14 protein-coding genes are annotated in these 13,032 nt (G+C 66.1%); 7 read left to right on the top strand and 7 right to left on the bottom strand.

Features of this window, described 5'->3' with window-relative positions; genetic code table 11:
• Positions 1–59 precede the first annotated feature (59 nt).
• Both ACFQGD_RS12930 and ACFQGD_RS12935 read right to left on the bottom strand, forming a co-directional pair.
• On the bottom strand, positions 60–767 hold the full coding sequence (locus ACFQGD_RS12930) for a class I SAM-dependent methyltransferase (RefSeq protein ID WP_345404479.1): 708 nt from the start codon (positions 765–767) through the stop codon (positions 60–62).
• A 47-nt stretch (positions 768–814) separates the two neighbouring features.
• On the bottom strand, positions 815–1,924 hold the full coding sequence (locus tag ACFQGD_RS12935; protein WP_345404482.1) for a ferredoxin--NADP reductase: 1,110 nt from the start codon (positions 1,922–1,924) through the stop codon (positions 815–817).
• A gap of 118 nt (positions 1,925–2,042) precedes the next feature.
• On the opposite strand from ACFQGD_RS12935, the gene ACFQGD_RS12940 reads away from it, so the two are divergent.
• Positions 2,043–3,266 carry a cytochrome P450 gene (locus ACFQGD_RS12940; RefSeq protein ID WP_345404485.1) on the top strand — a complete coding sequence of 408 codons (1,224 nt, stop codon included), beginning with the start codon at positions 2,043–2,045 and terminating at the stop codon, positions 3,264–3,266.
• A 1-nt stretch (position 3,267) separates the two neighbouring features.
• Entirely contained in the window at positions 3,268–4,044 is a 777-nt protein-coding gene (locus ACFQGD_RS12945) for an SDR family oxidoreductase (RefSeq protein ID WP_345404488.1), read from the top strand.
• A gap of 29 nt (positions 4,045–4,073) precedes the next feature.
• Here the strand turns inward: ACFQGD_RS12945 and ACFQGD_RS12950 are convergent, their stop codons facing one another.
• Complete coding sequence (locus ACFQGD_RS12950; protein WP_345404491.1) at positions 4,074–5,078, bottom strand: 3-oxoacyl-ACP synthase III family protein; 1,005 nt, start codon at positions 5,076–5,078, stop codon at positions 4,074–4,076.
• A gap of 447 nt (positions 5,079–5,525) precedes the next feature.
• On the opposite strand from ACFQGD_RS12950, the gene ACFQGD_RS12955 reads away from it, so the two are divergent.
• The 3 genes from ACFQGD_RS12955 to fadD1 are packed head-to-tail and all read left to right on the top strand — an operon-like array spanning position 5,526 to position 8,853.
• On the top strand, positions 5,526–6,749 hold the full coding sequence (locus tag ACFQGD_RS12955; RefSeq protein WP_345404494.1) for a hypothetical protein: 1,224 nt from the start codon (positions 5,526–5,528) through the stop codon (positions 6,747–6,749).
• A 3-nt stretch (positions 6,750–6,752) separates the two neighbouring features.
• Positions 6,753–7,244 carry a nitroreductase family deazaflavin-dependent oxidoreductase gene (locus tag ACFQGD_RS12960; protein WP_345404497.1) on the top strand — a complete coding sequence of 164 codons (492 nt, stop codon included), beginning with the start codon at positions 6,753–6,755 and terminating at the stop codon, positions 7,242–7,244.
• Between the two features lie 13 nt (positions 7,245–7,257).
• On the top strand, positions 7,258–8,853 hold the full coding sequence (fadD1, locus tag ACFQGD_RS12965) for a fatty-acid--CoA ligase FadD1 (RefSeq protein ID WP_345404500.1): 1,596 nt from the start codon (positions 7,258–7,260) through the stop codon (positions 8,851–8,853).
• Position 8,854: 1 nt separating this feature from the next.
• Here fadD1 and ACFQGD_RS12970 read toward each other — a convergent pair whose 3' ends face one another.
• Together ACFQGD_RS12970 and map are read right to left on the bottom strand one after the other, a co-directional pair.
• Positions 8,855–9,436 carry a TetR/AcrR family transcriptional regulator gene (locus tag ACFQGD_RS12970; protein ID WP_345404503.1) on the bottom strand — a complete coding sequence of 194 codons (582 nt, stop codon included), beginning with the start codon at positions 9,434–9,436 and terminating at the stop codon, positions 8,855–8,857.
• Between the two features lie 65 nt (positions 9,437–9,501).
• Positions 9,502–10,290, bottom strand: coding sequence for a type I methionyl aminopeptidase (gene map / locus ACFQGD_RS12975; RefSeq protein WP_345404506.1), 789 nt, complete (start codon positions 10,288–10,290; stop codon positions 9,502–9,504).
• An 85-nt stretch (positions 10,291–10,375) separates the two neighbouring features.
• On the opposite strand from map, the gene ACFQGD_RS12980 reads away from it, so the two are divergent.
• Together ACFQGD_RS12980 and ACFQGD_RS12985 are read left to right on the top strand one after the other, a co-directional pair.
• Positions 10,376–10,645 carry a helix-turn-helix domain-containing protein gene (locus ACFQGD_RS12980; protein ID WP_345404509.1) on the top strand — a complete coding sequence of 90 codons (270 nt, stop codon included), beginning with the start codon at positions 10,376–10,378 and terminating at the stop codon, positions 10,643–10,645.
• 324 nt (positions 10,646–10,969) lie between these two features.
• On the top strand, positions 10,970–12,280 hold the full coding sequence (locus ACFQGD_RS12985; RefSeq protein ID WP_345404512.1) for an aspartate aminotransferase family protein: 1,311 nt from the start codon (positions 10,970–10,972) through the stop codon (positions 12,278–12,280).
• 65 nt (positions 12,281–12,345) lie between these two features.
• On the opposite strand, the gene ACFQGD_RS12990 is transcribed toward ACFQGD_RS12985, so the two are convergent.
• A complete protein-coding gene (locus ACFQGD_RS12990; protein ID WP_345404515.1) occupies positions 12,346–12,597 on the bottom strand; it encodes a helix-turn-helix domain-containing protein in 252 nt (83 codons plus the stop codon).
• A gap of 36 nt (positions 12,598–12,633) precedes the next feature.
• Positions 12,634–12,903 carry a MerR family transcriptional regulator gene (locus tag ACFQGD_RS12995; protein ID WP_345404518.1) on the bottom strand — a complete coding sequence of 90 codons (270 nt, stop codon included), beginning with the start codon at positions 12,901–12,903 and terminating at the stop codon, positions 12,634–12,636.
• Between the last annotated feature and the right edge of the window lie 129 nt (positions 12,904–13,032).

Genomic DNA, 13,032 nt, shown 5'->3' on the forward strand with positions numbered 1-13,032 from the left:
GATCCACTCGACAGCGCAGCGGCGTATTATCGGCGGCTTCGAAGCGCCACCGTTCTGACTCATCCGGCTAGCGAGCCAGCCGAACCGTTGACACACAGTAGCAGGCGCAGCGATCCGACCGTTGTGATCTGGCTGAACGCGCCAGAATCGAGTGCTCTCTGATACATGTGATGCGGTGCCTGGCCGCCGTCACGTGGGTCCTCGAAGACGTCGTGGATCGCCAGTACGCCACCCTCGGCGACCCATGGTGCCCAGCCCTCGTAGTCGGCCTGTGCCACCTCCTCGGTGTGCCCGCCGTCGATGAACAGAAAGTCGATAGGAGTGCGCCAGAACGCAGCGACGTCTACCGACCGCCCGACGATCGCGACCACGGTGTCCTCCAACCCGGCGTCAGCGATGGTGCGGCGGAACACACCGAGGGTGTCGATCCGCCCCACGTGCGGGTCGACCAGCTCCGGGTCGTGGTACTCCCAGCCGGGCTGGTGCTCTTCCGAGCCCCTGTGGTGGTCCACGGTGACGACCGTGCCACCGGTCGCCGCGGCCGCCGCAGCGAGGAAGATCGTGGACTTACCGCAGTAGCTGCCGATCTCCACCGCGACGCCCGAGCCGAGGTTGTCGCGCACGGCGTCGTGTAGCGCGAGTCCCTCGTCGGTGGGCATGAAACCCGGCACGCGCAGGGCGTGCTCGAGCAGGTCGGGGTGCATCGCCGCATCGCTATTGGTAGCGGCCGTTGGGCGCCATTTCGCGTCGTCGCTGGTCGCGGTCACGGGCATCCTTTCTGGTCCGGCGTGCTGGGAGTCACGGCTGAGCGTACTCAGCCCAGACTGACCCGCACGTGCCGAGTGACAGGCGTGGCCTGGCACGCGAGCACATAGCCCTCGGCGATGTCCTCGGCGTCGAGGACCTGGTTGTCCACCATGGCGACCTCACCCTCGACAACGCGACACTCGCACGACGCGCAGACACCCTCGCCGCAGGAAGATGGGACGTCGACGCCGCTGGCCATCAGCAGCTCCAGCAGCGTGGTACCCGAAGGCCAGTCGAGGCGCCTTGGCTCGCCATCGACGTCGACGTGCAGCACGACGGGCTCACCGGCAGCGCCTGATGGTTCGGCAGCGTCAGGCGACTCGGGGTCGGTGGGCACGATGCCAGGCTGTGCGACGTTGCTCGGTTCGGCGGGCACCGTGTCGGCGAACGGGTCGCCGCCGAGCGAGTTGAAGCGCTCGAGGTGGATCCGCGTGCGGTCGACGCCGAGGTCCCGCAGCACTGCCCGGGCCACGGTCATGAACGGCTTCGGCCCGCACAGGAAGACGTCCGTGAATCGCTGCCCGGCGAGCAGCCCGCGTAGCCCGTGCTCGGTGGGCACACCTTGCAACGACTCCAGCCAGTGCAGCACGGTCAGCCGGTCCGGGTAGGTGGCTTCGAGCTGGCGCAGCTCGTCGCGGAAGATCACCGCGTCCTCGCCGCGATTGGCGTAGCAGAGCACGACGCTGCCGGTGCCGTGCGTGAGGACGGACCTGGCGATCGACATGATCGGCGTGATCCCGCTGCCCGCCGCGAGCAGCAGGACGTCGTCGTCGAGAGATGCCGGCGTGAACACGCCCGCCGGTTCCAGGGCGTCCAGTACCGCGCCAGGGCCGACGTTGTCACAGATCCAGTTGGACGCCCGCCCGTCGTCCACGCGCTTGACCGTCACTTTGAGCCGGTCGTCGGTGTGCGGGGAACTGGCCAGCGAGTAGCAGCGTGCGAGCGCGCCGTCCACCGTGGGCAGCCGCAGCGTCAGGAACTGGCCAGGGCGATAGGCGAATCGCTCGCGCTGCCGTTCCGTCAGGTCGAACACCAGCGACACGGCGTCGGCGGTCTCGGGGATGACCTCCGCGACCCGCAGTCGATGACACGTCGCCCGCTCGTTCCTCGCGTTCATGGACAGAAGTCTAGACAGCTGTCCAGTTCTTGTGCAAGAGTGCGCCCATGCTTGTCGCAAGCCAATTGTCCATAGTAGTGTCTGGACATATGTCTAGTAATGAGTGGGAGGGCAGGCCATGACCGAGGTCGCGGCAGGGACGTCCCAGACGTCCGAATCGGTCGTGTTCAACCCGTACGACTACGGCTTTCACGACGACCCCTACCCGCTCTACGCGCGGCTGCGCGCTGACGCGCCTCTCTACCGCAACGAGGAGCTCGATTTCTGGGCGATCTCGCGCTACGACGATGTTGTCGCCGCGTTCCGGGACAGTCAGCGACTCTCCAGCGCGAACGGTGTCTCGCTCGACCCTGCCGCGTACGGGCCGCACGCGCACAAGACGATGTCGTTCCTCGCCATGGACAACCCGCGCCACCAGCGGATGCGCTCACTCGTCTCCCAAGGGTTCACGCCGCGGCGAGTCCGCAGGCTGGAGGAGCGAATCGGCGAGTTCACCCGGCAGTACCTCGAACCCGCGCTCGCGGCGGGGGAGTTCGACTTCATTGCCGACTTCGCGGGCAAGCTGCCGATGGACGTCATCTCCGAGCTGGTCGGCGTCCCCGCCGGCGACCGCGACGAGGTGCGTAGGCTCGCTGACGCCGTGATGCACCGCGAGGAGAACGTCCTCGACGTTCCGCCCTCAGCGATGGAGGCCGCCCTGGAGCTGGTGCAGTACTACGCCGACATGGTGGCCCAGCGGCGCGTGAAACGCACCGAGGACCTGACGTCTGCCTTGCTCGACGCGGAGATCGAGGGCGACAGGCTCACCGACGACGAGATCATCGGGTTCCTGTTCCTCATGGTGGTCGCGGGCAATGAGACCACGACCAAGCTCCTCGGCAACGCCCTCTACTGGGGCTGGCGCAACCCAGACCAGCTCGCCAAACCACTGGCGGACCCGGAGCGCGTCCCGGACTGGATCGAAGAGACGCTGCGCTACGACACATCGAGCCAGATCATCGTCCGAACCGTGACCGAGGACAGCGAGTACCACGGCACGACAGTGCCCGCCGGCGCGCGGATGCTGTTGCTCGTCGGTTCGGCGAACCGCGACGAGCGGGTGTTCGCGAACGCCGACGTCTTCGACCTCGACCGGGACCGCTCGGTGCAGATCGCGAGCTTCGGCGGCGGGCCCCACTTCTGCCTCGGCGCGCACCTGGCCCGGCTGGAAGCCCGCATCGCGCTGACCGAGCTAGTCAGCCGGGTGCGGTCGTACGAGATCGACGCCGACAACGCCCTACGCGTGCACTCGACCAACGTGCGCGGGTTCGCCACGTTGCCGGTGCGGATGGAGGTGGCCTGACGTGCCTCGATTCGACCCCAATCCCGAACGACGTCCCACCGTGGTGACCGGTGCGTCGTCCGGCATCGGCGAGGCCACGGCGCGGGCGATCGCCGCGGCGGGACATCCGGTGGCGCTTGGCGCGCGCCGGGTGGAGCGGTGCGAGGAGATCGCCGCGGACATCCGCGACGGCGGTGGCGAGGCGCTGGCGCTCGGCCTCGACGTCGCGGACGCCGACTCGGTAAAAGCGTTCGTCGCCGCGGCCACGGAGGCGTTCGGCCCGGTGGAGATCGCGGTGTCCGGCGCGGGCGATCTGGACACCGCGCTGATCCACGAGCAGGACCCCGACGCGTTCCAGCGCGCGGTCGACGTCCACCTGGTCGGTACGCACCGGCTGGTCGCCGAGATCGTGCCGGGCATGGTGAAGCGTAGGCGAGGCGACCTCGTGTTCATCGGCTCTGACGTGGTGCGCGCGCCGCGTCCCCGGGTGGGTGGCTACGTGCCCGCCAAGTCAGGAGTGGAGGCGATGGCGCGGACGATGCAGATGGAGCTGGAAGGCACCGGCGTGCGGGCGTCGATCGTCCGGCCGGGACCGACCCAGACCAGCATGGGCATGGACTTCGACGAGTCTGTGGTCGGTCCGCTGATCGAGGATTGGACCCGCTGGGGCTTCGCACGTCACTCGTACTTCCTGCGGCCGTCCGACATCGCGCACGCGGTGTCCACTGTGGTCTCGCTCCCGCGCGGGGTGAACATGACGCTCGTCGAGGTGGAGCCCGAGGCGCCACTGGCGGAGTAGTTTCGGCTTCGTCGTGCGTGGTGGCCGCACTATCGAGTGCCATCCATTGTCCACCTCATGGTCGCTCCGCCCCACGTCATGCCACCACCGAACGCCACCAGAAGCACAGCGTCGCCTTTGACAATTCGGTGGTTACGTACACCGTCGTCGAGAGTGATCGGCACAGACGCGGCGCCCGTGTTGCCGTAGTTTCGGACGGTGGTATGCATTTGTCCCGGGGGTAAGTGCAGTGCACCTGCCCACTCGGTCAGCATGATGCCATTGGCTTGATGTGGAACAATGAGTCGAACGTCTTCAAGTTCAAGTTCGGCAGATTTCAGTAGGCCGCCGATCAGATCGGGCATCACCTTGGCGGCGAGATTGCGCACTTCGCGCCCTCGCATGGTGAGGAAGTGTTCTTTGCTATCGACTGATTCCGTGCTTGCCGGTTTCTGGCTGCCGCCTGCCGGGATTTGAACGAGGTCAGCTTGGGTTCCTTCGGAAACAAGTGTCGTGGATAGCAGGCCTTCGCCGTCCTCCGTCTTGGCTAGCACGATTGCGCCGGCGCCGTCACCGAGCAGCACGCACGTCCGCCTGTCCTCGTAATCCAAAAACCGCGAGTATAGCTCGGCTCCGATAACGAGCGCCGTCTGGTGGTTGGGGTTCGCCATGAGCATCGAATGCGCTGCGGTCAAGCCGTAGATAAAGCCAGTGCAAGCGGCGTCGATGTCGAACGCTCCCGCTCGTGTAGCTCCGATCTTAGCCTGCACGATTGACGCTGTGGCCGGGATAGGTTTGTCCTTCGTCGCGGTAGCTAGCACAATCAGGTCAACGTCTTCGGCGCCAATAGAAGCCGCGTGGAGAGCGGTTTCTGCAGCCCGCGCAGCGAGATCTGAAGTAGCCTCGTCGTGTGCGGCGATCCTCCGTTCCTTGATGCCTGTTCTGCTAAGGATCCAGTGCTCGTCGACACCCAGTCGTTTTCCCAGCTCAGCGCTGGTCAGAACCTTCTCAGGCAGATAGGACCCGGTCCCTAAGATGGCCGTATTCACAAGCATCCCAACCTTTTAAATCTACGGCTAATTCTAAGAAGTACCCACCGGGCCGAATAATTTATTGCTCAGTGCTCAAATTCGACTTCGCACGGCGATGAGAGCAACTCTAGAAACGATCATCCGTTATCCCTAGGGGGCTATTGCCGTCGCGAGTCAAAGCTCGTCATCACGGCGTGACCAATTGGCGAGCGTGTTCCGATGGCTAGTCGCGCTTCTCCGGCTTGGCTTACAGACCGTGCGTTGGGATTCGGTGCTCGCTAATCTGGGGCGAAGTTGACTACGCTGGCAGCGACAACACCCAGTCCACTTCAGTGGCCTCCGAAGCTCAACCATCTAGCGAACCTGTCGGTACGGTCGCTGAGCTCGCTCCCAGGGTGGCGTCCTCCGTAGTTAGACAACTGGATGGACAAGTGTCTTCACAGAAGCTATAACATGTTCTATTCTGATGGCATGGTCAGCAGGTACCGCGAGCTGCCACGAGGCGACCTCGCGACGCTCGTGCCCGAGCTGCTGCTGATCGGGCAGCTGATCGACCGCTCCGGCATGGCGTGGTGCATCCAGGAACTCGGCCGCGAGGAGATGCTCCAGATCGCGATCGAGGAGTGGATGGCGGCCAGCCCGATCTACACCAAGCGGATGCAGCGGGCACTGAACTTCGACGGCACCGACGTCCCGACCATCTTCAAAGGGCTACAGCTCGACATCGGCGCGCCCCCGCAGTTCATGGACTTCCGCTACCACGTCACCGACGCCCACCACGGCACCTTCCACCTCGACCACTGCGGCGCGCTGATGGACGTCGAACCGATGGGCGACGATTACGTCACCGGCATGTGTCACGACATCGAGGATCCCACGTTCGACGCCACCGCCGTGGCCACCAACCCGAAAGCGCAGGTGCGGCCGGTGCACCGGCCGCCGCGTAAGCCCGCCGACCGGCAGCCGCACTGCGCCTGGACGGTCACCATCGACGACTCCCACCCGCCGGTCGCCGAGTCGGCGGGCTGCACCGCGACTCGCCAGACCCATGCCGCGTCGCTCACGCTGGACCCGATCGACCCCGGCGACGACGGCAAGGCCGACTACTCCGGACCGCTGCTGTCCGATCTGGACTTCGCCGAGTTCTCCGCGTCCGCGCTGGCCCGCATCGCCGACGAAGTCTGCGTGCAGATGCACCTGCTCTACCTCGGATTCCGCCGCGCCGTCACCGCCAGGCTCGACGCGGACGCCGCACGGGAGCTGTGCGTCAAGCAGCTGATCGGCATCGCAGGGGTCGGTGCTGAACGCATCCACCATGCGCTGGGGCTGCCGGGCGGCATCGAGGGTGCGGTTGCCGTGCTGCGACTGCATCCGCTACTCAACCCCGCTGCCTACGTCACCGCGGAGTTCACCGCCGACGGCTGCACCGTGCGCCGCTCGCCCGCCCACGCCGACGACGCCTGGATCGCGCTGTGCGGGCCCGACACCATCGCGCCACTACAGGCGATCGTGCGCGCGGTTGACCCGTGCCTCGACGTCGACGTCACCGGCAACGCGGGGGAGTGGCGCTGTCACGCCGTCGAACGCGCCGAGCCCGCCGCGGAGTTCGACGAGGTCGCCGTCACCCGGATCAGCACCGGCTCGACGTTCCAGTTCGAACCACGCCGTTCCCTACCCATCACCCCGGTTGGATAGCCCATGGTCAGTATCAAGCCGCGCCCCAAGGGGCTCGACTCGCCGATCGTGCCCAGGATCATCAAGTACGCGAGCAAGGCGCAGACGTGGGTGTATCGGCGCACCAACGGGCGTCTTGGCAGTAAATGGCGCATCGGCGCCGCATTCCGCAAACCCGTCGACACGCTGCTGCTCGACCACACGGGACGGAAGTCGGGCACCGTCTACACGGTTCCGTTGCTGTATCTGGCCGACGGCGACAACGTCGTCGTGGTCGCCTCGCAAGGCGGACTCCCGCATCATCCGCAGTGGTACCGGAACCTGCTCGCCAATCCAGACACCCACGTGCGCATCAAGGCCGAGGTGCGACCGGTGCGCGCCCGCGTCGCGACCCAGCGGGAACGGGAGACGCTCTGGCCCCGGCTCGTCGAGCTGTATGCGGACTTCGCCAGCTACCAGTCGTGGACCGAGCGCGAGATCCCCGTCGTGATCCTCGAGCCTCGCCTGCGTTCGTGAGGAGTGGTGCGCCATGGCCGACACGGTTCAGCAGATGCTGCTCGCCCACGCTGACTGCGACGAGCCCGGCCTGCGATTCGAGGACCAGTCCTGGACGTGGTGCGAGTACATCGCCGAGAGCCTGGCACGCGCCCACGCGATCAGCGCGGAGGCGGACCCGGATCGGCCGCTGCACGTCGGGGTGTTGCTGGAGAACACCCCGGAGATGGCGATGGCGCTCGCGGCCGGTGCCCTCGGTGGCTACGTCACGGTGGGCATCAACGCGACGCGCAGGGGAGAGGCGCTGGCTCGCGACGTCCGCAAGGCCGATTGCCAGTTCCTGCTGACCGACTCGCGACACCTGCCGCTGCTGGACGGACTGGCGCTGGACGGGGTGCGGGTGATCGACACCGATTGTGCCGAGTGGGACCGGCTGGTGGCGAGCGGGATCCGCGATCGGGAGTTCCGCACGGTCGACCCGATGGACACGTTCATGCTGATCTTCACCTCCGGCACCAGCGGTGAACCGAAGGCGGTACGGGTCGGCAATTTCATGGTGACCATGTCCGGGAGCCATTTGGTCACCCGCTTCGGTCTTACCGCTGACGATGTCTGTTACGTGTCCATGCCGCTGTTCCACTCCAACGCGGTCGTCGCCGGGTTCGGGCCCGCCGTCGCCTCCGGGGCGACGCTGGCGCTGGCGCGTAAGTTCAGCGCCAGCGGCTTCCTCGACGACGTCCGCCGGTTCGGCGCGACGTATATGAACTACGTCGGCAAGCCACTCGCGTACGCACTCGCGACCCCGCCGAAGCCGGACGACGCCGACAACCCGCTGCGGATCGCGTTCGGCAACGAGGCATCAGATCGCGACATCGCGGAATTCGGCAGGCGGTTCGGCTGTGAGGTCTACGACGGGTTCGGCTCGACGGAGAACGCCGTCATCATCAGCCGCACCGAGGACACGCCGCCTGGCTCGATCGGGCAGCCGTGGGAGGGCGTCGCCGTCTACGACCGGGAGACCCGGACCGAGTGTCCGCGTGCGGTGTTCGATTCCCGTGGTGTCGTGACCAATCTGGACTCCGCTGTCGGTGAGTTGGTGAACACCCAAGGCGCGGGGATGTTCAGCGGCTACTACAACGACGACGAAGCCACCGCGGAGCGGCTCGACGGTGGCATGTACTGGTCGGGTGATCTCGCCTACCGCGACGCGGATGGGTTCGTGTATCTGGCGGGCCGTGCTGGCGACTGGCTCCGGGTGGACGGCGAGAACCTCGCGGCGGCGCCGATCGAGCAGATCCTGCTGCGCCATCCCGCGATCAGCCAGGTCGCCGTGTATGGGGTGCCGGATGTCGACGTCGGCGACCAACTGATGGCCGCGATCGTGCTGGTCAGTGGTGGGGAGTTGACGCCGTCGGGGTTCGCGGAGTTTCTCGCGGCGCAGCCGGACCTGTCGCCGAAGGCGTGGCCGCGCTACGTGCGCATCGCGGGGGAGTTGCCCAGCACCGCGACGAACAAGGTGCTGAAGCGAGAGCTGCGACGGCAGGGCGTCGACGTCGAAGATCCACTGTGGATCCGTGCGGAGCGGGGTAGGGAGTACGCCGTGCGGGAGGCTGCTGCTGGCGTGGGGTGACTCACTGGCTGCCGTTGAGGATCAGGCGCGACGAGGATTCGAGCAGGTCCGCCATTCGCTCGTAGGAGCAGTAACCGAGCCCGGCGTGGATCAGGGCGCCGCCGAGTGCGATCTCGAGGGCGTTGAGGACGTCCTGGTCCGACGCGTCGCCGAGGGCGGCGTCGAGGCGCCGGTGCCACTCGGCGCCGATGCGTTCCCGCAGGTGTGCGACGTCGGGGTCATCGCCGAGCAGGGCGGCGGTGCAGGCGGCGGCCAGTTCGGGTTCGCCCGCGACCAGCAGCGCGATGTCGCGCAGTACCCGCACCACCCGCTCCGTGACGTCCCCGTGGCCGGCTGGCACTTCCGGTAGCTCCCGGAGCTGGCGCCAGAACACCTCCGTGATCAGGTGGTTCTTCGAGGAGAAGTAGGTGTAGGCGGTCGCGGCGGCGACGCCACTCCTGGTGGCCACGTTGCGCATGGTCAGGCCGGTGTAGCCGACGTCGCGAAGTTCCTCGACCGCGGCCTCGGTCAACCGTCGCACGGTGTCGGCCTGCCGCTTGCTCAGCCGTCGCCGGGTCGGCTCGACGACCACATCGCTAGACATATGTCCAGACACTACTACAGAGATCACGAGTGCGCCACGTGGGCCGGCTTGGACGGGAGGTGGAATCACCTCTCGTTATGTGCCTCTGGTTCACGCCGGGTGAGCACCAAGGGGGCGTCCTCGGTGATGGCGATCGTGTGCTCGGAGTGGGCCGTGCGTGAGCCGTCGGCCGACCGGATGGTCCAACCGTCGGCGTCGTAAACGACCTGGTCGGTCGTGCGGGCGAACCAGGGTTCGAGCGCGAGAGTCAGGCCCGGCTGGAGTGTCAGGCCGCGGCCTGCCCGGCCGTTGTTCGACACATGCGGTCGCTCGTGCATGGTGCGGCCAATGCCGTGACCGCCGAACTCGGCGTTGACCGGGTAACCGTGGTCGTGGGCTACCGCCTCGATGGCCGCAGAGATATCGCCCAGCCGGTTGCCCGGACGTGCCACCTCGATCGCCGCCTCCAACGCTTCCTCCGTGGCACGGATGATCCGCAGGTCTTCCTCGTCGGCGGTCCCAACGGCGACTGTGCGCGCCGAGTCGGCCACCCAGCCATCGATGCTGACCGCGAGGTCCGCGGTGAGGACGTCCCCGTCGCGCAGCGTGTAGTCGTGGGGCAAGCCGTGCAGGACGGCGTCGTTGACCGACAGGCAGATCACGTTGCGAAACGGGCCTTTGCCGAAGGACGGAGCGTAGTCCCAGTAGCACGACTCCGCCCCGCGACGTTTGATCATGTCGCGCACGTGATGCTCGAGGTCCAGCAGGTTGACTCCCACGTCAGCGAGCCGGCCAACCTCGGAGAGGACCTCGGCGACGAACCGGCCGGCCACGTGCATGTGTTGGATCTCCACGGGCGTCTTCAGCTCAATCACGATTACCTCGCGTCCAGATGGTGGTATTTCTATACCGGCACTCTAGCGCTTGCTGGTATAGAAATACCAGTCGTATTCTGGATGTATGGTTCGCTCGCCGCTCACACCTGAGCAAATCGAAGCTGGCAGGCGCCTCGGCGCGCTGCTGCGCCACGCGCGAGCGGGACGCGACCTCGCGGACGTCGCGCATGCGGCTGGCATCTCGCCGGAAACCCTGCGCAAGATCGAGACCGGACGGCTCCCGTCTCCCGGATTCGGCACGATCATCTGCCTCGGTGAGGCGCTCAACGTGCCGGTGCAGGAATTGGCGGCCACCTGGCGCGGCAGCGACCTGCCGATGGAAGCAGCCTCGTAGCCGCCGCTCCACCCGTCCACGGAATCGGACTGCGACACGTCGCGTACCCGCGGGCTGCTCGCGCTGGTGGGCGGACCCCGAAATAGGTCGTCACCAGATTCTGCTCGCGCGTTGTGATCCGATTTTAGGATATCCCGCTCGAAGGTAGTCGTCTCGAATTGTTGCTCTCAGTACTGGCCCCTTGACTGAAAATCGCGACCGTCGTAGGTTGTTTCATATAACGATTTTAGCGTTTTATTTATTGATCGGGTGTCGGGGAGGCACGCACCCGCCATTTTCGCCACGGCAGCTACGAGTGCCAGCCCGTGTTCTCGGGAGGATTTTGTGCAGGGCAATGACAACGGCAAGTCCGGACGTACCGATTTCATGACTCATGCCAGTGAGCTACGGCGCAGAGCGGCTGCCTGTGTTCCAGGGGGCGTGCATTCCAATGTCCGGCTCATCGGCCCGGACGACATCATCGACAGCGCTAAGGGCGCGCACCTCTACAGCGTCGACGGCACCGACTACATCGATCACCTGCTGGGGCAGGGGCCCGCTTTTCTCGGCCATTCGCCCGACTTTCTGACGGAACCGGTCTGCGATGCGATTCGGAACGGGATGATCGTCGGCGGCCAGACGGAACGGGAGGTTCGTGCGGCCGAGCTATTGTGCGCCACGCTGGATTGGGCGGACATGGTGCGGTTCGGTCTCTCCGGCACCGAGATGGTGCAGGCCGCGTTGCGGCTGGCCCGCGCGGTCACTGGTCGCAGGCGAGTGATCCGCTTCGAGGGGCACTATCACGGCTGGCTGGACAACGTGTTGATCACCGATCGCGACGGTGCCTGGGAGGCGGCGAGCGCTGGGCAGTTGGCGTCTCACCTCGACGACTTCCTGGTGCTGCCGTGGAACGACGCGGATCTCCTCGCCGACGTCCTCGCACGGGATGGTGAGCAGATCGCGGCGATCATCATGGAACCGATCATGATCAACTCCGGTGTGATCGAACCGGGACCGGCGTATCTCGAACGAGTACGCAGAATGTGCGCGCGGTACGGCATCGTGCTGATCTTCGACGAGGTGATCTCTGGGTTCCGGTTGGGCACCGGGGGCGCGGTGCGCCGCTACGGCGTGACACCGGACCTCGCGCTGTACGGGAAGGCGATCGCGGGTGGCGTACCCGTGTCAGCGTTGGCAGGGCGGGTCGACTTGATGCGCCGGATCGGCACCGGCGAGGTCAATCATTCCGGCACGTTCAACGCCTGGGCGCCCGGTATGGCGGCGGTGGTGGCCACGCTCGAGCATCTACGGGATAACCCGCCGTACGCCTCGATCGCCGATTATGGCGCCAAGCTCATGGCGGGTCTTCGCGAGATCGGCGAGTCGGTTGGCGAGCCGTTGCGCGTCGAGGGGTTGCCCGCGGCGTTCCACGTGTCGTTCGGCGAGGGCGACGTGACCGACTACCGCAGCCTGCGGCAGCTCGACCTCGATCGCTACGCCGACTTGGCGGACGTCTTGGTGCGACACGGAGTATGGGTGGCGAAGCGGGGCATCTGGTTCGTCTCGGCGGCGCACGGCATGGCCGAACTGGACGAGACGCTGACCCGGTTCAAGGTGGCGCTCAAAGACTGGCTCGTCGGTCGCGCCCGCGCATAGGTGACTCCGGCGCGTTGGCGCACGGTGCCGGGCATGCGCGCGGCGGTCGTCGACGTGTGACTGGTCTATTCGCTCTGAAGCCAGCTCGGATCGAGCTGGTGTAGGAAGGTGCCCGGCATGACGCCGAGGACGTCGATGATCCGGCGTAGCTCGACGATGTCCAGTCGCCGTGTTCCTGACTCGTACTTGCTCACGAACGATTGCGGGACTCCGAGCTGATTGGCGACCTGAGCTTGGGTCAGCCCGGCTTCGTCTCGCAACTGAGCGAGCAGACGGCACATCCGCTGATAGTCCGCCGTGTGCCGTGACTTCTTCATCGCGGTAGCCCGATTCCGAACGCGCCAAGACGGCGCTCACTTCTGGGAGCGTTCTTCCCGCTTCTTGGCGTGCTGCTGCTTCTTGGCGCGTCGCTTCTCGGCGCTGACTTCTCGCCACTGGCGGATGCCGTCCTCCAGATCCCACCGGCTATGCCCGCCAGCCGTCCATTCCGTCGGCTTCAAGCTTCCGTCTTCGACATAACGCGCTATCGTCCTGGCCGTCACCCCCACCCTTTTGGCGAGCGTTCCGCTGGGCACCAGTTCCGGCTCGTCTGACTCTTCGTGATTGTCGCGATTCCTGGGCACGATTCCACTGTTCCAGTCCGCATGCCGGTTTGCATTCTTGCGTCGCGATTATCTTGATATTCGCGATAGACGCGACTGTCGCGATTTTCGCGCTTTGTGGATGCGGCGGTACGCAATATCCTGGTCGGC

It is taken from the genome of Haloechinothrix salitolerans (genome assembly GCF_042662605.1).
Classification (GTDB): Bacteria; Actinomycetota; Actinomycetes; order Mycobacteriales; family Pseudonocardiaceae; genus Haloechinothrix_A; species Haloechinothrix_A salitolerans.

Excerpts from the sequence above, each read along its gene's own strand:
- ACFQGD_RS12970 (WP_345404503.1), bottom strand. The coding sequence starts at position 9,436 with ATGTCTAGCGATGTGGTCGTCGAGCCGACCCGGCGACGGCTGAGCAAG.
- fadD1 (WP_345404500.1), top strand. The coding sequence starts at position 7,258 with ATGGCCGACACGGTTCAGCAGATGCTGCTCGCCCACGCTGACTGCGAC.
- ACFQGD_RS12935 (WP_345404482.1), bottom strand. The coding sequence starts at position 1,924 with ATGAACGCGAGGAACGAGCGGGCGACGTGTCATCGACTGCGGGTCGCG.
- ACFQGD_RS12990 (WP_345404515.1), bottom strand. The coding sequence starts at position 12,597 with ATGAAGAAGTCACGGCACACGGCGGACTATCAGCGGATGTGCCGTCTG.
- ACFQGD_RS12955 (WP_345404494.1), top strand. The coding sequence starts at position 5,526 with ATGGTCAGCAGGTACCGCGAGCTGCCACGAGGCGACCTCGCGACGCTC.
- ACFQGD_RS12960 (WP_345404497.1), top strand. The coding sequence starts at position 6,753 with ATGGTCAGTATCAAGCCGCGCCCCAAGGGGCTCGACTCGCCGATCGTG.
- ACFQGD_RS12980 (WP_345404509.1), top strand. The coding sequence starts at position 10,376 with ATGGTTCGCTCGCCGCTCACACCTGAGCAAATCGAAGCTGGCAGGCGC.
- ACFQGD_RS12950 (WP_345404491.1), bottom strand. The coding sequence starts at position 5,078 with ATGCTTGTGAATACGGCCATCTTAGGGACCGGGTCCTATCTGCCTGAG.
- ACFQGD_RS12940 (WP_345404485.1), top strand. The coding sequence starts at position 2,043 with ATGACCGAGGTCGCGGCAGGGACGTCCCAGACGTCCGAATCGGTCGTG.